The sequence below is a fragment of the Kitasatospora sp. NPDC058243 genome (assembly GCF_042882025.1).
Taxonomy (GTDB): domain Bacteria; phylum Actinomycetota; class Actinomycetes; order Streptomycetales; family Streptomycetaceae; genus Kitasatospora.
Map to the genome: position 1 here is coordinate 1 of NZ_JBHVWW010000046.1, position 18,570 is coordinate 18,570.

At 69.8% G+C, this 18,570-nt stretch carries 19 protein-coding genes, 3 tRNA genes and 1 pseudogene; 8 read left to right on the forward strand and 15 right to left on the reverse strand.

Going from position 1 to position 18,570, the window contains the following annotated elements; translation table 11 throughout:
- Positions 1-33: 33 nt before the first annotated feature.
- From ACFVX9_RS26225 to ACFVX9_RS26255, 7 genes are all read right to left on the reverse strand, one after another.
- Positions 34-357 carry a hypothetical protein gene (locus ACFVX9_RS26225; protein ID WP_387983705.1) on the reverse strand — a complete coding sequence of 108 codons (324 nt, stop codon included), beginning with the start codon at positions 355-357 and terminating at the stop codon, positions 34-36.
- Between the two features lie 218 nt (positions 358-575).
- Positions 576-1,001, reverse strand: a complete 426-nt coding sequence (locus tag ACFVX9_RS26230; RefSeq protein ID WP_387983706.1) for a cytotoxic translational repressor of toxin-antitoxin stability system — start codon at positions 999-1,001, stop codon at positions 576-578.
- Positions 998-1,414 (reverse strand): prevent-host-death protein, encoded by a 417-nt coding sequence (locus ACFVX9_RS26235; protein WP_363376862.1) that lies wholly within the window; start codon positions 1,412-1,414, stop codon positions 998-1,000. The genes ACFVX9_RS26230 and ACFVX9_RS26235 overlap by 4 nt, the downstream gene beginning before the upstream one ends.
- Positions 1,415-1,591: 177 nt before the next feature.
- A tRNA-Phe gene (locus ACFVX9_RS26240) sits at positions 1,592-1,665 on the reverse strand.
- Positions 1,666-1,692: 27 nt separating this feature from the next.
- A tRNA-Asp gene (locus ACFVX9_RS26245) sits at positions 1,693-1,766 on the reverse strand.
- 55 nt (positions 1,767-1,821) lie between these two features.
- Positions 1,822-1,894: transfer RNA gene (locus ACFVX9_RS26250), tRNA-Glu, on the reverse strand.
- A 131-nt stretch (positions 1,895-2,025) separates the two neighbouring features.
- Positions 2,026-2,367: a metallopeptidase family protein gene (locus ACFVX9_RS26255; protein ID WP_063348331.1), complete on the reverse strand. Its 342-nt coding sequence runs from the start codon at positions 2,365-2,367 to the stop codon at positions 2,026-2,028.
- 70 nt (positions 2,368-2,437) lie between these two features.
- On the opposite strand from ACFVX9_RS26255, the gene crcB (ACFVX9_RS26260) reads away from it, so the two are divergent.
- The 5 genes from crcB (ACFVX9_RS26260) to ACFVX9_RS26280 all read left to right on the forward strand — a co-directional run bounded on the left by crcB (ACFVX9_RS26260) (position 2,438) and on the right by ACFVX9_RS26280 (position 8,095).
- Complete coding sequence (gene crcB, locus ACFVX9_RS26260) at positions 2,438-2,935, forward strand: fluoride efflux transporter CrcB (RefSeq protein WP_380374905.1); 498 nt, start codon at positions 2,438-2,440, stop codon at positions 2,933-2,935.
- Entirely contained in the window at positions 2,932-3,282 is a 351-nt protein-coding gene (locus ACFVX9_RS26265; protein WP_063348329.1) for a DUF190 domain-containing protein, read from the forward strand. The genes crcB (ACFVX9_RS26260) and ACFVX9_RS26265 overlap by 4 nt, the downstream gene beginning before the upstream one ends.
- Positions 3,279-3,653, forward strand: a complete 375-nt coding sequence (gene crcB / locus ACFVX9_RS26270; RefSeq protein WP_387983707.1) for a fluoride efflux transporter CrcB — start codon at positions 3,279-3,281, stop codon at positions 3,651-3,653. The genes ACFVX9_RS26265 and crcB (ACFVX9_RS26270) overlap by 4 nt, the downstream gene beginning before the upstream one ends.
- Before the next feature lie 1,095 nt (positions 3,654-4,748).
- Positions 4,749-7,016, forward strand: a complete 2,268-nt coding sequence (locus ACFVX9_RS26275; protein WP_387983709.1) for a DEAD/DEAH box helicase — start codon at positions 4,749-4,751, stop codon at positions 7,014-7,016.
- Positions 7,017-7,228: 212 nt separating this feature from the next.
- Positions 7,229-8,095: a TIGR02452 family protein gene (locus tag ACFVX9_RS26280; protein WP_387983711.1), complete on the forward strand. Its 867-nt coding sequence runs from the start codon at positions 7,229-7,231 to the stop codon at positions 8,093-8,095.
- Positions 8,096-8,170: 75 nt separating this feature from the next.
- On the opposite strand, the gene ACFVX9_RS26285 is transcribed toward ACFVX9_RS26280, so the two are convergent.
- The gene (locus tag ACFVX9_RS26285; RefSeq protein ID WP_063348325.1) at positions 8,171-8,506 is read right to left on the reverse strand and encodes a hypothetical protein; all 336 of its coding nucleotides are present in this window, start codon (positions 8,504-8,506) and stop codon (positions 8,171-8,173) included.
- Positions 8,507-8,664: 158 nt separating this feature from the next.
- On the opposite strand from ACFVX9_RS26285, the pseudogene ACFVX9_RS26290 reads away from it, so the two are divergent.
- Together ACFVX9_RS26290 and ACFVX9_RS26295 are read left to right on the forward strand one after the other, a co-directional pair.
- Positions 8,665-9,120 (forward strand): annotated as a pseudogene (locus ACFVX9_RS26290) (RICIN domain-containing protein); the annotation flags it as partial.
- Positions 9,121-9,172: 52 nt separating this feature from the next.
- Positions 9,173-9,619 (forward strand): very short patch repair endonuclease, encoded by a 447-nt coding sequence (locus tag ACFVX9_RS26295; protein WP_380482365.1) that lies wholly within the window; start codon positions 9,173-9,175, stop codon positions 9,617-9,619.
- Here ACFVX9_RS26295 and ACFVX9_RS26300 read toward each other — a convergent pair.
- The 5 genes from ACFVX9_RS26300 to ACFVX9_RS26320 form a co-directional block, all read right to left on the reverse strand.
- Complete coding sequence (locus tag ACFVX9_RS26300) at positions 9,557-10,720, reverse strand: DNA cytosine methyltransferase (protein WP_380482363.1); 1,164 nt, start codon at positions 10,718-10,720, stop codon at positions 9,557-9,559. The genes ACFVX9_RS26295 and ACFVX9_RS26300 overlap by 63 nt on opposite strands.
- Positions 10,721-10,862: 142 nt before the next feature.
- Positions 10,863-11,741, reverse strand: coding sequence for a protein NO VEIN domain-containing protein (locus ACFVX9_RS26305; protein ID WP_380427455.1), 879 nt, complete (start codon positions 11,739-11,741; stop codon positions 10,863-10,865).
- 7 nt (positions 11,742-11,748) lie between these two features.
- A complete protein-coding gene (locus tag ACFVX9_RS26310; protein WP_387983715.1) occupies positions 11,749-13,581 on the reverse strand; it encodes a DEAD/DEAH box helicase in 1,833 nt (610 codons plus the stop codon).
- Positions 13,581-15,002, reverse strand: a complete 1,422-nt coding sequence (locus ACFVX9_RS26315) for a ParB N-terminal domain-containing protein (protein WP_380482359.1) — start codon at positions 15,000-15,002, stop codon at positions 13,581-13,583. Before ACFVX9_RS26315 ends, ACFVX9_RS26310 begins: the two co-directional genes overlap by 1 nt.
- Before the next feature lie 80 nt (positions 15,003-15,082).
- Complete coding sequence (locus ACFVX9_RS26320) at positions 15,083-15,769, reverse strand: hypothetical protein (RefSeq protein ID WP_380482357.1); 687 nt, start codon at positions 15,767-15,769, stop codon at positions 15,083-15,085.
- Between the two features lie 239 nt (positions 15,770-16,008).
- Here ACFVX9_RS26320 and ACFVX9_RS26325 point away from each other — a divergent pair, with 239 nt between their 5' ends.
- Positions 16,009-16,872, forward strand: coding sequence for a hypothetical protein (locus tag ACFVX9_RS26325; RefSeq protein WP_380482356.1), 864 nt, complete (start codon positions 16,009-16,011; stop codon positions 16,870-16,872).
- Between the two features lie 75 nt (positions 16,873-16,947).
- Here the strand turns inward: ACFVX9_RS26325 and ACFVX9_RS26330 are convergent, their stop codons facing one another.
- Complete coding sequence (locus ACFVX9_RS26330; protein ID WP_380374895.1) at positions 16,948-17,643, reverse strand: tyrosine-protein phosphatase; 696 nt, start codon at positions 17,641-17,643, stop codon at positions 16,948-16,950.
- Positions 17,644-17,698: 55 nt separating this feature from the next.
- On the reverse strand, positions 17,699-18,463 hold the full coding sequence (locus ACFVX9_RS26335; RefSeq protein WP_387983718.1) for an SDR family oxidoreductase: 765 nt from the start codon (positions 18,461-18,463) through the stop codon (positions 17,699-17,701).
- Between the last annotated feature and the right edge of the window lie 107 nt (positions 18,464-18,570).

The window sequence follows — 18,570 nt, forward strand, 5'->3', positions numbered from 1 at the left end:
GACAGAACAACCGGAGGACAGCCCAGCAGGGCGTCAGTCAGTGGCAGAGCCACGACCACCAGGGACCCGGTTAGAACTATCAGTGTCGGTGGTGGCCAGCGCGTCGTCCGGAAGGTACGTCAGGTCGGGATTGCGGCTCTTCCCGACGTTGGGCGAGATCAGATCGGTGTTCTCGCTCGGCAGCAGCCCGGCCGGGGTGTGGGCGTCGAACTGCCGGCGCACCACCAGCAGGTTGCGCTGGTGGATCCCCGAGGGGCTCACCGTCATGGTGATGGTGTCGCCGGAGAGCTCCACCTTGAAGCCGTCGGGCAGGCTCCTGCGGGCCGCTTCCAGGAGCTCGAAGTGTTCCGGGGTCATGAGTGCGACGCCTCCCGAACCGAATCCACCGGTGTCCGGCACCCAGCGTAGTCGGCGCCCGGCCCCAGGCCCCGGGCCCCCGGAACGGCGGAAGCCCCGCAGCGAAATCTTGGGTTCCAACGGTCGTCGCAACACCCCAGTTCAAGGTGTGCGATGGACTTCGAGATCTGCGGGGGCCGGAAGCCGCAGCGGCCCAGGCGGCGACCCGGCAACTGGTGTCAGTGGCCCTCGGTCCAGAACTGCTGGAGTCGCGCGATCGCCTGGGCCTTGTTCAGCTCGGCGACCTGGTTCTCGGTGAGTCCGACACGGTTGATCAGCATGTGGACCAGATCTGCGGGAAGCGCCTCGCGTGGTGGCTCGGGCGCGCCTCGATCGGGAAGCGCGCCGTCCAGGACGCACGGCCAGAAGACATCCTCTGTCACATCCAGCTGGTCGCGGAGGATGTGCGCCCACATGCCCGCGCCGTACACGCTGCGGTCGACCGGATGCGACACCCGAGTACGCAGGATCCGCCCGTCGGGGAGCCCGAATTCGTAGGTGACGTGGTGGGTGCCGGTGCGGCCGCGCGCGTCACGTACGCGTTCCCAGCCTTCAACCTTGCAGAACTGCTCGTGCCGTTCGCGTGTCGGCTGGGGCCAGGTCACTTCGCGACTCCGAGCAGCCAATCACGGAGTTGTGCGTCGTCGCTGAGACCGATCAGCTGAACCAGGCCCCAGTTGTCGCGATGGTTCGGAGCGCTCAGCAGTCGGTCCTGCCAGTCCTCCGCATACTCGCGGAGCGCGTCGATCATCTCGTCGATGGCCTCGTCGAACGTGCCGCCGTCCGCTGCGACCGGCAGGCCGGGGAAGAACACCGACCAGCCACCGCCCTCGGCGACCACCTCGGCCTTGGAGGGGCACAACAGCGTGAGGGCGCGGCGTAGCCGCCCTGCGTCGACTACGGCCGCGTATCCGGTGTCCCGGCGAACGGTCGCGATCCGGCCTTGCCCCGCTGCGTCCAGCAGATCCTTCAGGTGCGCTCGGGCTTCGGTGTAGCTCTCGTAGTGGACTGCTGTCATGGGAAGCCTCCTCGTCCGAGAACCAGGGTCGCGCGGCCGGCGAAGTACGTCAAGTACGTCACGTACTTGACGTCATGCGGGAGGGCGGTGACCGTCGGCTGTGCCGTTGGCGTCGAACAACGCGAAAATGCCCCCGAAGCGAGCTGCTTCGGGGGCATAATGCCTGGTCATGCGTTGTGGCCAGGGCCGGGGTCGAACCGGCGACCTTCCGCTTTTCAGGCGGACGCTCGTACCAACTGAGCTACCTGGCCGTACTGCACCGCCTCTTGCGAGACGAGCGATCCCGACGGGACTTGAACCCGCGACCTCCACCTTGACAGGGTGGCGAGCTAACCAACTGCTCCACGGGACCTTGTAGTGGTTTCCCACTAAGGTCTTGCGGCACTGCTTTTTACTACGGTACTGCGTGCCCCCAACGGGATTCGAACCCGTGCTACCGCCTTGAAAGGGCGGCGTCCTGGGCCACTAGACGATGAGGGCTTGCGGCCTGTCCCGCTGTTCCCAGCGTTCGGGGACGTCGAGAAGCATATGGGATGCAGGGCGGATCGCCAAAACGGGTTTCGGCCGGGTGGGTGGGGGCCGGGCCGCCCGAGGGCCGCTCACGGCGGGGGTCAGGACCAGCCGAGTTCGTCGAGTTCGTGGTCGTCGAAGCCGAAGTGGTGGGCGACCTCGTGGATGACCGTGGTGCGGACTTCGGCGACGACCTGGTCGTGGGTCTCGCAGTGCCGGAGGGTGGGGCCGCGGTAGATGAGGATCCGGTCGGGCAGGACGCCCGCGTACCACTCGCCGCGTTCGGTGAGCGGGGTGCCCTCGTAGAGGCCGAGGAGTTCCGGGTCGGCGGGGTCGGGCTCGTCCTCGACGAAGACGGCGACGTTGTCCATCATGGCCGCGAGCTGCGGGGGAATCTGGTCGAGGGCGTCGCTGACCAGCGTCTCGAACTCGTCCCGGGTCATCTCCACCGGTTCATTGTCGGGTCTGGAGTGACGCTGTGCCAGACGGCGGGAGCCGGTGTTTGATGGGGTTATGGCGACCTCGGACGGCACGGTGGACGGCCCGGCGCGGACCCGGCCGGTGGGCGAAGGGGCGGTCGCCCGGAGACGGCCGCCGGTGTGGCGCGGGCAGGGGCCGGCCGTGGCGGTGATCGCGGTGGGCGGGGCGATCGGGTCGGTGGCGCGGTACGGCGCCGGGCTGGCCTGGGCGAACGGCCCGGCGGCGTTCCCGTGGACGACGCTGCTGATCAACGTGGTCGGGTGCGCGGTGATCGGGGTGTTCCTGGTGGTGATCACCGAGGGGCGTCCGGCGCACCCGCTGCTGCGGCCGTTCTTCGGCACCGGGGTGCTGGGCGGCTTCACCACCTTCTCGACGTACGCGGTGGACATCCGGCGGCTGGTGGAGGAGGGGCGGCTCGGGCTCGGGCTGGCGTACCTGGGGCTGACGCTGCTGGGCGCGCTCGGCGCGGTGTGGGTGGCGGCCGGGCTGACGCGCCGTCTGGTCGCCCGTGCAGGCGGGGGCGTGCGGTGAGCAGGTTGAGCGGGCCGGCGCTGCGGCTGACCGTGCTGGTGGGGGAGAACGACCGCTGGCACCACCGGCCGCTGTACAGCGAGATCGTGCACCGGGCGCGGGCGGCGGGGCTGGCCGGGGCGAGCGTGTTCCGGGGGATCGAGGGGTTCGGGGCGTCGTCGCTGGTGCACACGGCGCGGCTGCTGTCGCTGAGCGAGGACCTGCCGGTGGCGGTGGTGATCGTGGACGAGGAGGAGCGGGTGCGGGCGTTCCTGCCGCAGTTGGACGGGCTGGTGGCGGAGGGCTTGGTGCTGCTGGACCGCTGCGAAGTGGTCAGGTACGTGGGGCGGGAAGGGGCTTCGGGGTGAACTGGCTGCTGGTGGTGGCGGGCGCGGTGGTCGGCGCGCCGCTGCGGTACCTGACCGACCGGGCGGTGCAGGCCCGGCACGACTCGGTGTTCCCCTGGGGGACGTTCGCGGTGAACGCGGTCGGCTGCACGGTGCTCGGCCTGGTGACCGGGGCGGTGGCGGCGGGGGCCGCGTCCCCGCAGGTCCAGGTGCTGCTGGGGACGGGGCTGTGCGGGGCGCTGACCACGTACTCGACCTTCTCGTACGAGACGCTGCGGCTGGTCGAGACCGGGGCGGGGCGGTACGCGCTGGCGAACGTGGTGGGCAGCGTGGTGGTGGGGCTGGCCGCGGTGTACGCGGGGGCGGGGCTGGCCTCGGCGTTCTGGGGCTGAGCAGGCCGGGCCGGTCTGCCGGTCTGCCTCGGCGGGCCGTGCCGGTTCGGCGGGCTGTGGCGGAGGCGGCCCGGGCGCTTCCTGGCGCGCTGCCCGTGTCCCGTCGGGGCGGGCGCGCGTTGGGCACCGAAAAGCGGCCGCGCGAGCAGTGGGCGGCCCGGGTGGGGCGGTGGAGAGGGAGCTCGGTGGCTTCGGTGCGGGCGGTTCGGGCGGTGGTGCGTACGGCTTCGGCGCGTGCGGTTTCGGCGCGTACGGCTTCGGTGCGTGCGGCGGCGGTGCTGGCGGTGGCCGGGCTGGGGCTGACGGGGTGCATGTCGGTCGGTCCGGAGGCGGAGGTGAAGCGCGGGGTGGCGCCGGTCGGGCAGGTCGGTCCGGCGGGCAAGCCGGGGGTGACGAGTGGGCCGTCGGCCTCGCCGAGCGGCGCGCATCCGGGGAGTGCGTCCGGGCGCCCGGAGCGTCCGGGGGGCTTGCAGGGCGAGAACGCGCCGGCCGGGGCGACGGCCACGGCGGCGGGCGAGGTCGCGCCCGGCGTGAACGGCGCGGCCGCCGGCGTGGTCCCGGTGCCGGGGGCGCCCGCCGTGGACCCCGCGCCGGCCGGCACCGGCGCGAACGGTTCGGCGGGGGGCGCGAGTGCCAGCCCCGCGCCCCGGCCGGGCGGCGGCGCGTCGGCCGGTACCGGCGGTGCGGCGGGTACCGGGGGCGCGGGCGGGGCCGGCGGCACCGGTGAGGGCCGCTCCGGCGGTACGGCGGGCACACCGTCGGCCACGCCGAGCAGCCGCCCCTCGACGTCCCCCGAGCCCGAGCACACCTCACCGGCCGCGACCGTCCCACCGACCCCGGAGCCCTCGGCCGGTAACTCCGGTTCCTCGGCCCCGAGCCCGCATGCGGGTGGGCATTAGCGGTCTGGCCAGGGCATTTGCCTCTGATCCCGAGGTTCGTCTATGGTGGTAGATCGTTCGTTTGATTCATTTGACTGGCGCCCTATTCCCATCTGGCGCCCTTGGCGCGTTCCGGCGATCCGTGGCTGACCGCATAGAGGCGGTTGTGAAACAGAACCCCCGGACTTTGGCGCGTGCCACTTCCGGAAGGTTTTACATGTCTCTCGTTGACGACGCCCGCTTCGCCATGCCCGCGAGCGAGGCCGCCGCCGATGTCACCGACACCGCCGACACCCTCACCGACACCGTCGAGGCCGTTGAGGCCGTCGAGCCCACCGACGCCGACGTCGAGCTGAACGCCGACGCCGTCGAGGCCGAGGAGCCCGCCGAGCCCACCATCACCTTCGGCGACCTGGGCCTGCACGACGACGTCGTGCGCGCCCTCGCCAAGCGCGGTGTCACCACCCCGTTCCCGATCCAGGCTGCGACCATCCCGGACGCCCTGGCCGGCAAGGACGTGCTGGGCCGTGGCCGTACCGGCTCCGGCAAGACCCTCAGCTTCGGCCTGCCGCTGCTGACCCGCCTCGCCGACGGCGAGCGCACCAAGCCCAAGCACCCGCGCGGCCTGATCCTCGTCCCGACCCGCGAGCTGGCCATGCAGGTGGCCGACGCCCTGGAGCCGTTCGGCTCGGTGCTCGGCCTCAAGCTCAAGGTCGTCTGCGGCGGCACCTCGATGTCGAACCAGATCTACGCGCTGGAGCGCGGCGTCGACGTCCTGGTCGCCACCCCCGGCCGTCTGCGCGACCTGCTGAACCGCGGCAGCGCCAAGCTGGCCGACGTCCGGACCGTCGTGCTCGACGAGGCCGACCAGATGGCCGACATGGGCTTCCTGCCCGAGGTCACCGAGATCCTCGACCAGGTGCCGGCCGGTGGCCAGCGCCTGCTGTTCTCCGCCACCCTGGAGAACGAGATCGACACCCTGGTCAAGCGCTACCTGAAGAACCCGGTCACCCACGAGGTCGACCCGTCGGCCGGCGCGGTCACCACCATGACCCACCACATCCTCGTGGTGAAGCCCAAGGACAAGGCGCCGATCACCAACGCGATCGCCGCCCGCAAGGGCCGCACGATCATCTTCGTCCGCACCCAGATGGGCGCCGACCGCGTCGCCGAGCAGCTCATCGAGGCCGGCGTGAAGGCCGACGCGCTGCACGGCGGGATGACCCAGGGCGCCCGTACCCGCGTCCTCGGCGACTTCAAGGACGGCTACGTCAACGTCGTCGTCGCCACCGACGTCGCCGCCCGCGGCATCCACGTCGACGGCATCGACCTGGTCCTCAACGTGGACCCGGCCGGCGACCACAAGGACTACCTGCACCGCTCCGGCCGCACCGCCCGGGCCGGGCGCTCCGGCGCCGTCGTCACCCTGGTGCTGCCGCACCAGCGCCGCGGCGTCTTCCGCCTGATGGAGGACGCGGGCGTCGACGCCTCGCGCCACATCCTCGACCACGCCTTCGACGCCGAGGTCGCCAAGATCACCGGCGCCCGTTCGCTGATCGAGGTCCAGGCCGAGAGCGCGGCCGGCATCGCCGGTGCCGCCGAGCGCGAGCTCGCCGACATGACCCGCCAGCTGGAGCGCGCGCAGCGCCGCACCACCGAGCTGCGCGAGGAGGCCGACCGCCTGGCCGCGCGGGCCGCCCGCGAGCGGGCCGAGCTGGGCATCGAGGACGAGGCCCCGGCCGCCGAGGCGGGCGACGAGGCCGCTGCGGAGACCCCGGCCACCGAGGCGCCGGCTCCGGCCGCCGCGCCGCAGGCCGAGGAGCGCACGACTTCGTACCGCGAGGCGCGCACCGAGCGTCCGGCCTTCAACCGCGACCGTGACGACCGTGGTGGCCGTTCCGGTGGCTTCAACCGTGACCGTGACGACCGTGGTGGCCGTTCCTTCGGTGACCGCGACGACCGTGGTGGCCGCTCGGGTGGCTTCAACCGCGACCGTGACGACCGTGGCGGCGCCCGCTCGGGTGGCTTCAACCGTGACCGTGACGACCGTGGCGGCCGTTCCTTCGGCGACCGTGACGACCGTGGCGGCGCCCGCTCGGGCGGTTTCAACCGTGACCGTGACGACCGTGGTGGCCGTTCCTTCGGTGACCGCCCGGCCCGCACCGGTGGTGGCTTCGACCGCGACCGTTCCGGTGGCTTCAACCGTGACCGCGACGACCGTGGTGGCCGTTCCTTCGGTGACCGCCCGGCCCGCACCTTCGGTGACCGCCCGTCCTTCGGCCGGGACCGTGACGAGCGCGGCGGCAGCAACAACCGTCCGTTCGCGCGTCGTGACGACCACCGCTCCGGCGGCCGTCCGCAGGCCTCCGGTGGTGGCTTCGGCCGTGACCGTGACGACCGTGGCGGCGCCCGCTCGGGCGGCTTCGACCGCGACCGTTCCGGTGGCTTCAACCGTGACGACCGCAAGCCGCGCTGGAAGAACTGACGCCGTACGGCCGGTGGTTGACCACCGGCAGCTGAACAGCTGAACAGCTGAACACACACGACGGGCCCGCTCCATGCACTGGAGCGGGCCCGTCGTGTTCCCCCGATACCCCCGGGTACCTCCCCCGGTACCCCTTGCACCCCCGAGGTGTTGTTCTGCAGCTGAGAATAACCTGTGGCGCGGCCCGGCGGAAGTCCCGTAGCGTCCCGGACATGAGCAGCAGACTGCATGACGTGGCCCGGGTGAACGAGGAGATCGCCGAGCGGGGGAGCTACCGGGCAGCCGGTGGCGAACTCGTCACGGTGGGGGAGCAGTTGGCGGCCGCCAGGGCCGGCACGGTGTCGTACGCGCCGCCGGCGCTGGACGCGCTGCTGCGGGGCGGGGGCCCGGGGCCAGGGCCGGATCGGCCCGGTGGGCCCGTCGGGGCGGTGGAGGTGACGGCCGAAGGCAGCATCGAGGCCGCCCGGCGCCTGGTCGAGGGCGGGGCGGGCCCGGTCGGGGTGCTCAACTTCGCCTCCGCGCGCAACCCCGGCGGCGGCTACCTGCGCGGCGCCCGCGCCCAGGAGGAGGACCTGTGCCGCAGCGCGCTGCTCTACACCTGCCTGCTGGAGGCGCCGGACTACTACGAGGCGCACCGCGCCTCCACCGACCTCCGGTACAGCCACCGGGTGATCGTCTCGCCCGACGTACCGGTGATCCGCGGCCGGGGCGGCGACCTGCTGGCGCGGCCGTACCCGGTCACCTTCCTGACCTCGCCCGCACCCAACGCGGGCCAGCTGGAACGGCGCTCGGCCGACGTGGACGTCCGGGGCGTGCTCGCCGAGCGGGCCGTCCGGGTGCTCGCGGCGGCGGCCCGGCACGAGGTCCGCACGCTGGTGCTCGGGGCCTGGGGCTGCGGGGTGTTCCGCAACGACCCGGCCCAGGTCGCCGAGGCCTTCGAGGGCGCGCTCTCCCGGTACGGGGCGGCCTTCGAACGGGTGGTGTTCGCGGTCTGGGACCGCTCACCGGTCTCGGCGAACCGGGCCGCGTTCGAGGCGCGGTTCGGCGGGGCGGCGCAGCCCGGCGCGGCGGTGCGCTGAGGCCGCCGCCGGGTGCCGCCGGTGAGGCCGCCGAGGCCGGTGAGCGGGCCGATGCACGGCTCGCGCCGGGTGCCGCTACCGCTTGCGGGCGGCCAGCGCCGTCGCGGCCGTCGAGGCCGCCGCGACCACACCGGTGACGGCGAAGACCGACGGCCAGGCGCCGATCTTCTTCGCCAGCGGATGCGAGCCGCCGAACGCCGCCACGTACAGGCCGGTCAGCGCCGCCGCGGTGGCCGCGCCCGAGCTGCGATGCCACTGCGCGGCCGCCCCGGCACCGGCCACCGCCAGCACCGCGCCGCCCAGTTCGCGCCGGCCGCTCCAGCGGGCGACGCCGTAACCGCCCACCAGGCCGCTCGCCGCGGTCAGCGCGGCGGGCGCGGCGGCCGAGAGCACGTTGGGGACCTTCGCCATCGTCGACTCCACTCGTAGAGGTTGTCCCGACTTCCTGTTCCGGCTTCCGACCATAGCCCGCCCGCTCCGCGCGCCCGTCCGGGCCTCCAGTCTCCAGCAGGCCGCCGTCCTCTCCGGCGTCCTCGGCTACGAGGCCTGTCAGCCCCCGCTGGCAGACTGCGAGCGTGACTGACACCGAGATCACCGACGGCCGCTACCAGATCCGCAACGTCGACAGCGGCCTGCTGCTCGAAGTCGCCGACGGCAGCCGACGCAGCGGCGCCCGCGTCCGCCAGGGCGCGGACGACGGCTCCGACGCCCAGCTCTGGCAGCTCACCGCCGTCCACCTGGGCGGCGCCCTTTTCCACCTGGAGAACGCCGCCAGTGGCAAGCGCCTCGACGTCACCGGCGCCTCCACCGACGACGGCGTCCCCATCCAGCAGTGGTCCGCCAACGCCTTCGGCGCCCAGGAGTGGCTCCTCGAAGCCCACGTGGATGCTCCCGGCACCTACACCATCACCAGCTTCATCAGCGGCAAGCCCCTCACCGCCGCCGCACCCCCCGACCCCACCGTCCACCAGTGGGAGGACACCGACTCGCCCGCCCAGTGGTGGCGCTTCGAACGCCAGGACTGACGTCGACTGCGTTCTAGCCTGGAGACAGAGGTTTGATCAAGGTAGGGAAGTCATGACTGACAGCTGGGTCCCGCCGAAGGGCTCGTGGGCGTCCTCCGCAGCGCGCCGACGGAATATGCAGGCGATCCGTAGCCGTGACACCAAGCCAGAGTTGCGGATCAGGCAGCTTGTCCACGCGGGCGGCTTGCGATATCGGGTGGCTGCTCGTCCACTGCCAGGCCTGCGCCGGACGGCTGACTTGGTGTTCGGTCCGGCGAAGGTCGCCGTTTTTGTGGACGGTTGCTACTGGCACGGGTGTCCCGAGCACTACGTCTCTCCCAGAACAAATCCAGGTTATTGGTCGGAAAAAGTAACCCGGAATGTCTTGCGTGATCGCGATACGGACTCCCGGCTAGAGGAAGCTGGATGGATCGTCCTCAGGTTCTGGGAGCACGAGTCACCAGAGGAATGTGCCCTGGTCATCGACGGCGCCGTTAGAGCCCGGCGTGGAGGATGGTGACAGCTGCGGGTCATCCTCCGGCCGAGGGCCGAGCCGAAGCACCTCGGCAATGCTCTCCCCAAACGCCTTGGCCACCGGTGGCGGGAATGCGTTTCCGACCTGACGGTAGCGGGCCGTCTTCCCACCTTCGAAATGCCAGTCCTCAGGGAAACCCTGGATGATGGCTGCCTGCTGGACGGTGAGCTTCGGGCCGTTGTTGTCGAGGAGGTCGCGGAGCACGTTGGTCTCCTCGCCAGCATCGTTGGCCACGCCCATCGCGTCGATGCCGAGGGCCTTCCAGGCGGCCTTGGCGCGGCTGGGGCCAAGATCGGCGCCGCCGTGCTTCTTTGAGCCTCCGACAAGAGTGGGCGCGACGTCCTTTGTGCGAGCCTGGCTCTTCCAGTGTTGATGCCTCGCCTCAAGCTGGTCAGCGAGTTCCGGGTAGAGCTTCTTCGCCTGCCGGTAGCGTTCGCTCATGCTCTTCTTCAGCGCCTCAAAGACCGTCGTGCGCCCGGCTTTCCCGGTGGGCCACTGGAACTTCTCCACGTAATACTTCGTGTGGATGGCAACAAGAATTGCCCGCGGCCGGAGCTGGGGGACGCCGTAGTCGGCCGACTCGATGACGTCCCACTTGTAGACGTGATAACCGAGCTCTTCCAGCTCCGAGATGATCTGCTTCCGGTATCCGGAGAACTTGTGCTCGGGCTGGAGGAGGCCGCGGACATTTTCGATCATGACGGCCTTGGGGAGAATCTTCCCAACCAGTTTGAGCATGGTCGGAAAAAGGTCCCGCTCGTCGTCCTGCCCGAGTTGGTGGCCGGCCAGCGAGAACGGCGGGCAGGGGACTCCGCCTGCTAGCAGGTCGATTTCGAACGGTTCGAACTTTGGCAAGCGATCGGCTGGCTCGAATTCTTTTACATCTAGCTGGTGGACGGCTTTGTTTTTCCGCTCCCATTCCCACCCATCGCGCTGCTCCACGTTCTTTCTCAGAGCAGCAGCCGCATGCTTGTCCAGCTCGACGAGCGCGAGGTGCCTGAAGCCGGCCTGGTGGAGGCCGACCGCTTGGCCGCCAGCGCCCGCACAGATCTCGACTGAGGTCAGCCGGTTGGCACTGGTCGTCATGGGTCGTCCTCCCTTGCTGTGACACGCAAAAGCCAAGTGTCGCAGAGGCGGAGGCGTGCTGTGCCCGCTGGACTCGTCGGCACCTGTTGGTGGCTCCGGCTGATTGTGCCAGGAAGCTAGGACAGTGTGACTGCCTGCTCACCTACTGGGGGGCTGTGCCGGTTCCGGCGAGAAGAAGAGCAGACGGGTTCTGGCCCGGTGGGCCGGACGCGGTGTCTGTCCGGATCCACTGCCTGACCGCAGGAATCCCCGGTGTCAGGGCCGTCGAGGGGACCAGCAGCCGGGCCGAGGCCCACTGTGAACTGCGGGTTTGCCGGTCGACTGGGACGACGTCGGCGATCCATTCCCGGGCGACGGTGGTGACGGACGCCAACCGGTCCTGTCGGTCGAGGACCAGGAAAACCAGGTACCACGCGGAGTCGGCCCGCATCGTCTCGTACTCATGGCGTGACAGGAACAGCACCCTTGCGTCGGCGTTTGAGGTGCTTTTCACTTCGAGGTGGACGCTGCAGCGGTCTGACTCCACCGCGATGTCGTAGCCGAATCGGTCCGAGACCGCAGACACGTGGAGGACTTCCGCATGCACCGTGCGCTGGAGCAGTGCCACCAGGGCGTTCTCCCCCGCGGCTCCGAGCCGTGCGCGCTCGACGAGCCAGGCCTTGGAGACTGCCGTCGCCGCGTCACTGCTGCTGAGACCGAGAGTGGCAGCCAGCCTCTGCCCCGCCAGCGGCAGCTCGGGTTTGGTGGAGGCAGTGCCGGAGCTGTCGTCCAGCCAGTCTGGACGCGCCGCCTCAAGGGATCTGTCCAGCAACTGAAGACGGAGCAACCGTTCCTCCGTTGGGGACTGCGTGACCGGCTGGCGAGGTACTGGCACCAAACCTATCCGCCGCAGCCAGGCCAGGCCGTCGTCGTACTGGCCGGGGGTCAGGTCGGAAAACGAGTCGTGGCTGGTGAAGAGGGCCCGCACCCGGAAGATGTCGTCCGTGCGCAGTGCACGGAGCCAGCGCAGTGCGGCCCTCATGGTTCCCTCAGCGGGTAGCTGTGGCATCGAGGTGTTCCAGGAACGCCTGGATGTCCGCCATATCCATCCCGGTTGTGACAGAAGGCTCTTCCCGGAGATCGGCCAACTGTCGCACCGCCGGGTCGTCAAGGATCTGGCCCATGAACTGGAGCTTCTGTTCCAGCCGTTTAGCGACCGTTTCGTCGACCGAGCCACGGCAGGCCAGGACAGTGATCCGGGTCTCGGTACCGGGCGCAAGCCCCAGACGGTGGATCCGGTCGAGGCTCTGCAGGAACCGCCCGGCCTGGAAGTCCCGGTCTACGTAGACGGCGTCGTGGCACACCTGGTGCAGGCTGATGCCTTCGCCCAGGGTGGCGGGATTGGAGATCAGCACCATGCAGTCGGGATCCTCCCGGAACCGCCGGATCTGCTCTTCCCGGTCGGCCGTGCCGCCGTGGACGAGAGCAGGGCGGAAGTCCTTGAGCATGAGTTCGAGGGTCGTCAGACTTCTCACGAAACTGGCCCAGACCAGGGTCTTCCGGCCCCGGGCCGCGTTGATGGCCACTAGCTGAAGGGCCTCGTGGTACTTCGGTGAAATTTCGTACGCCGGAAGTTCCGCCATGAGGCTCTGCAATGAGGCGCTGGCTGGCGCATCCAGCGGATCAAGCCGGTACTCAAGCGGCTCGTAGGCGCTGCTGCCTTCGATGAGAAGAGCGGGACTGGTCGCGGCCATCAGCATTCGGAGCATCGATTTCCCGAGTGCTTCGAAATCAGACCGGACAGCTTCGGCCCGTGACGAATACTGTCCCGCCAGCGCGTCGTAGATCTCCCGGTGAAGGGCGGGCATGTTGACGTACCGGATGGTAGTCACGGCTGGGGGAAGATCGAGTTCGCGCTTCGTAGTGCGGGTATACAGAGGGCGGAGCACCGCGCTGGCATGCGCGAGATCGCCCCCCCCGACGGCCTGGCTGACGACGCGGCGTCCGTGACCGGGCCAGACGAAGGAGAGCAAGTTCTCAAGGTCCTTGGCGCCGTTGGGTGCCGGCGTTCCTGTGAGGATGAGCCGACGCTTGCTGAGCGGTCCAAGCGCCATGCAGGCAGCGCCATAGATTCCCTGCGAGCCCAACTTCATCCGATGTGCCTCGTCGAGCACAAGCATGCTGGGCGCAGCCTTCAGCCATCCGGCAAGGGCGGCCAGTTGGCGGTCGAGCCGCTCGTAGTTGACGATCAGGATCTCGGTGGCAGGATCTGGCTGGCCCGACAGGACGGTTGTCTGAGGGGGCTGCTCGAAGCACAGTGCAGCCTCCGTCTGCCATGCCTCGTAGGCGGACTTCGGGCTGACCACGAGGAGTCTGCTGACCTCCCGTTGCTCGCGAAGGGCTGCGAAGACCGCCAGGGTGGCGCGAGTCTTGCCCGCTCCGGGAACACTGAAGTTGGCGCCGTGCCGCAACGAGAGCAGCCGGGCGACATCACGCCGTTGGAAGGAGGTCAGCCCGGCCTTCCAGGTGTCGCCGAGGAGCGTAGGCACCATGTCCGGCTGAATGGTGGATTCATCCGTGACGTCACCGGAGAGCCGCCTGCTGGCGGTCTCGGCATCGTCAAGGACACTGCCGGCCAGTTCGGCGAGAGCTTCCTCCCACTGCACGCTCTCCGGGGCGGGCCAGCTGCCGAGCTCCTCAAGGCTGGCCAGGAAGTCGTCCAACGGAATCTCGGCCGATGCAGGGCCGCGCATGCCGCCGTTGCCAAACCGCATGGACAATCGCGCGAGGTCATTGTGGAACCCCGCCGCTGCCCGGAGGACAGCGGCGGTTCGCGTGACGTCGAAGCCGATCTGCAGAGACGGTTCTGCTGTCAGGCTCACTAGTTCTCCTGCCGTACGGCATTCAACAACCAGGTGACTCCATCCCCGGCTTCGGTGACGCTGCGCTGTGCCTCCTTGGCCAGCTTGGCAAGGGCGTCACGGAGCTGGAGAACGGCCTCGTCGAACGCTTCCTCGTCGAGACTGCGGGAACCGCGGGACAGTACCAGGTCGGTAATGCACTGGTCGATGTCCTGGGCCGCGTCGTTCAGTCGGTCCGGTGCGGCTCGCTTCCGCTTCCGCAGCCGGGCATCGCGGCCAGCCGGGTCAAGAGCTCCCTCGACCGCTTCGTGAGCGGCTTTGACGCTCAGCGAAGCAGCCCTGATCTCCTCCGGGGGGAGCTTGTCGGCTGCGGCCGCAGCTGCTTTGAAGCGGAGCACCGAGTCCGTGAAGGCCTTTGCCGCCACGACTTTGGACGTCTCAGCGGGCCGCACTGACCGGTTCAGTCCCGGAATGGCCACCGTTGACGGGCTCTTGGCGGTGGGCTGCCGGAGCTCTTCGGGCAGCTGCTTACTGAGGTACCGGTCATGGAAATCCTCTTCGATGACCCGGACATCAGTCTTGGAGAAGCCGAGAATCATGGCGGCGAGACGTGCCTCCTTGATCAGCTCCGCGTTCTCCCGCTGGTTCGCGGCGACTTCCTTCGCGTATCGCCGACGAAGCTCCTTCAGCTTCTCCTGGTGCTCTTCGAAATCGACGAGCCGAAGGGCGATACCCCCGCTGGAACTGCGGTCGATCATCTCGCGGATGCAGGACAGGATCCACAGGTCCTGCTCGCACGCGGTCGAGTTGGACCGGAAGTCGTGGGCGACGCTTCCGATTGGCCTGCCGAGGGCGACCTGCTCCTCAATTGCCAGTAGCCGGTTGATGTAGGAGTAGTCCCGCCGGTGGTCCTTGCGCAGCTGGAGCGACAGCTCCACCGCGCTGATATCGGCCCAGGTGCAGTCGCCCGGGAGAACTCCCACTCGGATGGTTTGCTGGCCGAGCTCCTTCAGCGCGGCACGTCGCGAATTGCCGTTGACGAGGATCCCGTCCCGGGTGATCAGACCGGGGTCGTTCTGCCCGAAGTCCTTGACGCTCTTCTTCAGCTCTGAGAAGTCGGGGTCGGTCTCGTTGGGATTCGACGGTTTGGCCTGGAGCAGGTGGTGCAGGTACTCCTGGCTCTCCGTACTCCAGGGGCTGATATCGAGCGCTTCGTTGAGCCGGGGGTCGTGGCTTCGCTGGGCCCGGATGCGATGGGTCCCTGGGTTGTAGTAGAGGCTGTCGGTCGGCATGTCGATGACTTCGACGTTGAGCGGCTGGCTGCGCCACTCGATCTTCACCGACTCACGCACCCCGCCGGCCAGGGAAGCCTCGCGGAGCCGCTTCTCCACCAGATCCTGGTTGTAGGCGGCCATCGGCGGCCGGCCAAGGTCCGGACTCATGAACCTAGTTCTCCTCTGCGTGGGAAACGCGCTGTTTCATATGATGGCGACGGCTTGTACGGGACGGCTCAGGGCAGGACTTAACCCAGGCTGGATTCGAGTGCGGCCCTGAAACGGGCCCGGGAGTCCGCCGGCATGGTGCGGTAGGCCGCCCACAGCAGCTCGACCTTGCCGAAATCCCGCTTGTCCCCCGCAACCCAGGAGGAGAGCATCCGGAGCTCCATCGTGCCGAGATGGGAAATCTCCGCAATCGTCTGGGCCACGTCGGTCTCCAACCGCGGGGCTCCTACCCGGCAGCGCCGGCACTCGGTGATGAGCTCGACAGCCGTGGTGCCGTCCACGAGCCGTACTTCGCGGCGGGCGATGTCGAGTTGGGACCTTTCGTAGGACTCGGCGTATTCCTCACCCGGCGAGATGCCACAGCTGCGGCAGATGTGGCCGTCCTTGGCCAGGACGTCGCGGCGCCGGGTGCCGGTAAGCCCGGACGTGTCCTTCCCAGGGCCCTTGCGGTCCTCCCAGACAGCTTCGCCGATGGCCACGAGGCGCAGTTCGTTGGCGCCGAGACGGGTGTCTTCGCGCGCAGTGTCGATCCGCCAGCCCCGGCTCCGGAGATCACGCACCCTGCGGTCGATCTGCGCCACGCCCGGGAACACGTCGCGGAGCTGCGCGTACGTGAAGATCCCACCTTCGCCGGCCGCGGTAGCCAGCCAGAGAGCCACTCGCTTCATCGAGCCGAGGTTGGTGTCCTCCCAGGAGGGGAGCGCCATGGCCGTTCCTTTCAGTCGAGTGCGAGGGGAGTCCACGCGGGCTGCAGTGCGCATGGCCGTGGAAGCGGCCCAGTGCATCGGACCACCCACGTGGACAGGTCCAGTTAAGAACGGGGATCAGTGCTGGCGCCAGCCGCCAGCGATCTTTCGCGGATAGTCTGAAGAGGATCGCCTTCTCCCAGCCGGATTGATCGGACACACTCGGGTGGCCAGTACTGTGTGGACACTGAGGAGGGGCTGTGCCACCGCTTGGCCAAGTCGGCGGGAGCTTTGTTGAAGGGAGCACGCCGGAGCAGCAGGAGCTCGCGAAGGCCATGTGCGCGCTCTACGGTCGGCTCAAGCCGCACCCGCATTCGAAGGACGTGCCTCCAGGCACCCCCAACCCAGGCACCATGGCAGCCAATGCGAAACGTCTGACAGTTTCGGAGAGTGCTCTCAGCGGCTACCTGCATGCCCGGAACGTTCCGGTTCTGGGCGTGCTTTTGCGGCTTCACACAGCGGCGCGCGGGGATGCGGGCGGGGATCTGGCGTGGTCGTGGCCTCAGCTGAAGCAACTGCACGAACGGGCATCCCGTCGGCCGTGCGAGCGTTGCAGGGAGGAACAGCACCGGACGTGCGCCCACTGTGGCCACCACGGCCAAAGCTGTGCCGACGGTCAGATCCCTGTGGCCACAGCTCTCGAAAGGCAGCGCGTTCCTGAAGAAGCGCCAGCCGATCAGGCCGTGCAGAGCCGGCTCGCCGAGACGAAGGGGGGCGGCGGGCCTGTTCTGCCGGTCCCCCTCCCCGTGGGGGACCGGCAGAACGTCGCGGCTTCCACCCCGTTTGAAGCCGGCCTTGATGAGGCGATCCGGCACCTCCGGGCAGGACGTGACCGGGATGCCCATCTGGTTCTTGCCGAAGCCGGCGCCAAGCTCCCGGTGCACCGGATTCCGGATGTCGTGATGGCCTGCCAAGGAAAGGGGCTCGTCGTTGCTGCCGACGCACTTCTGCACAGTGCGGCCAGGCGACCGCCGGAGGAGGTCCTGCACATCGTCCGTCTGTTCAACTCCGCGCAGTACTACCAGGAGGCCGACCTCGTTCTGAGGGTTGCTACCGCAGGCTGACCTCAGAACGGTTGGTTGGTAGCCCAGGCTGGTGGTCACCAGTGAGCCTGGCGGGTCCTATCTGCGGCTACCCGGTCAGGCCGACAGGTTGGTGCGCAGGGCGGTCAGCTCCTCGTCGGTGACGCCGTGGGCGCGGAGGTAGGCGGGGAGGGAGGAGTGCCGGGTGTGGATCCAGCCGAGGGCGGAGGCGAGGAGTTCGGCGGTGACGGGGCGGGAGACGCGTTCGGTGCCGGTCTCGTCGACGTAGGGGGTGGGGCCCCGGTCGAGGCCGAGGCCGACGTTGGAGAGCAGGAAGTCGGCGGTGACGTCGGCCTCCGAGGCGCCGAGCAGGGACTGCAGGACGGCGATGGTCAGGCCGGTGCGGTCCTTGCCGACGGCGCAGTGCACGAGGGCGGGCAGCGCGCCGGGGGCGGCGAGGCGGCGGACGACGGCGGCGAGGGACGGGCCGGCGGTCCGGGCCATGAAGGGGTAGAGCGCCGCCTGGTCCTCGGGCCAGGGCTGGTCGACGTCCTCGCGGTTGGCGGGCAGGGTCGGCAGGTTGAGGGCCTCGTGGTCGAGGCCGTGCCGCAGGTCGGGCCAGACCTCCAGCTCGACCGGACTGCGCAGGTCGAGGACGGTGCGCAGGCCGAGGGCCTTGAGGCGCCGGGCGCCCTCGTCGGTGAGGGTGTGGAAGGAGCCGGAGCGGTAGAGCACGCCCCGCCGCAGGGCGCCGATCCCGCCCGCGTCACGGAAGTTGCGCACACCGGGGATGTCGATGAAGGCGTCGGTCATGGCCCCACGGTACGGGCGGCGGGCGGGCCGGCGGAAGGAAACCGGAGGGAACCTTTCAGCGCCCGCCGGAGACGTCCAGGAACGCGTTGGTGGTGTACGAGGCGGCGGGGGAGAGCAGGAAGAGGATCGCCTCGGCGACCTCCTCCGCCCGTCCGCCGCGCCGCATCGGCAGTCCGGGGGCGACCCGGTCGACCCGGCCGGGCTCGCCGCCGAGGGCGTGGATGTCGGTGTGGATCAGGCCGGGGCGGACGGCGTTGACCCGGATCCCCTCGGCGGCGACCTCCAGGGCGAGGCCGCGGGTCATCGAGTCGACGGCGCCCTTGGCGGCCGCGTAGTCGACGTACTCGTTGGGCGAGCCGAGCCGCGAGGCGGCCGAGGACACGTTGACGATGGCACCGCCGCGGCCGCCGTGCCGGGTGGACATCCGGCGGACGGCCTGGGCCGCGCACAGGAACGGGCCGGTGATGTTGGCGGCCCAGATCCGGTTCAGCCGGTCCTCGTCGATGTCCTCCAGCCGGCACTGCCTCTCCAGCGTGCCGGCGTTGTTCACCAGGCCGGTGAGCAGCCCGAGTTCGGCGTCCACGGTGGTGAACAGCCGCTCCACCTCGGCGGTGCGGGTGACGTCGGCCCGGACGGCGAGCGCGGTGCCGCCCTCGGCCCGGACGGCGTCCACCACGGCGGTGGCCGAGGCCTCGTCCGTGCGGTAGTTGACGCAGACCCGGTAGCCGCGCCGGGCGGCGAGCAGGGCGGTGGCGGCGCCGATGCCGCGGCCGGCGCCGGTGACGATCAGGACGCCGTCGTCGGGGATGGTGGTCGACATGGCCGGTACGCTACCCGGCGGACCGGCCGGGGCGGGCCCCGGCGCGGAAATCGTTCGCCCGGAGCGGCCCGGACCGGCGAGGATGCGGTAGCGGCGCCACCACCACC

Bases quoted from the DNA above. Each gene is read 5' to 3' on its own strand.
- ACFVX9_RS26320 (WP_380482357.1), bottom strand. From the start codon at position 15,769: ATGGCGCTCCCCTCCTGGGAGGACACCAACCTCGGCTCGATGAAGCGA.
- ACFVX9_RS26225 (WP_387983705.1), bottom strand. From the start codon at position 357: ATGACCCCGGAACACTTCGAGCTCCTGGAAGCGGCCCGCAGGAGCCTG.
- ACFVX9_RS26330 (WP_380374895.1), bottom strand. From the start codon at position 17,643: ATGACCGACGCCTTCATCGACATCCCCGGTGTGCGCAACTTCCGTGAC.
- ACFVX9_RS26335 (WP_387983718.1), bottom strand. From the start codon at position 18,463: ATGTCGACCACCATCCCCGACGACGGCGTCCTGATCGTCACCGGCGCC.
- ACFVX9_RS26300 (WP_380482363.1), bottom strand. From the start codon at position 10,720: ATGACGACCAGTGCCAACCGGCTGACCTCAGTCGAGATCTGTGCGGGC.
- ACFVX9_RS26235 (WP_363376862.1), bottom strand. From the start codon at position 1,414: ATGACAGCAGTCCACTACGAGAGCTACACCGAAGCCCGAGCGCACCTG.
- ACFVX9_RS26315 (WP_380482359.1), bottom strand. From the start codon at position 15,002: ATGAGTCCGGACCTTGGCCGGCCGCCGATGGCCGCCTACAACCAGGAT.
- ACFVX9_RS26280 (WP_387983711.1), top strand. From the start codon at position 7,229: ATGAGCAGCAGACTGCATGACGTGGCCCGGGTGAACGAGGAGATCGCC.
- ACFVX9_RS26275 (WP_387983709.1), top strand. From the start codon at position 4,749: ATGTCTCTCGTTGACGACGCCCGCTTCGCCATGCCCGCGAGCGAGGCC.
- ACFVX9_RS26255 (WP_063348331.1), bottom strand. From the start codon at position 2,367: ATGACCCGGGACGAGTTCGAGACGCTGGTCAGCGACGCCCTCGACCAG.
- crcB (WP_380374905.1), top strand. From the start codon at position 2,438: ATGGCGACCTCGGACGGCACGGTGGACGGCCCGGCGCGGACCCGGCCG.
- ACFVX9_RS26285 (WP_063348325.1), bottom strand. From the start codon at position 8,506: ATGGCGAAGGTCCCCAACGTGCTCTCGGCCGCCGCGCCCGCCGCGCTG.
- ACFVX9_RS26305 (WP_380427455.1), bottom strand. From the start codon at position 11,741: ATGAGGGCCGCACTGCGCTGGCTCCGTGCACTGCGCACGGACGACATC.
- ACFVX9_RS26295 (WP_380482365.1), top strand. From the start codon at position 9,173: ATGACTGACAGCTGGGTCCCGCCGAAGGGCTCGTGGGCGTCCTCCGCA.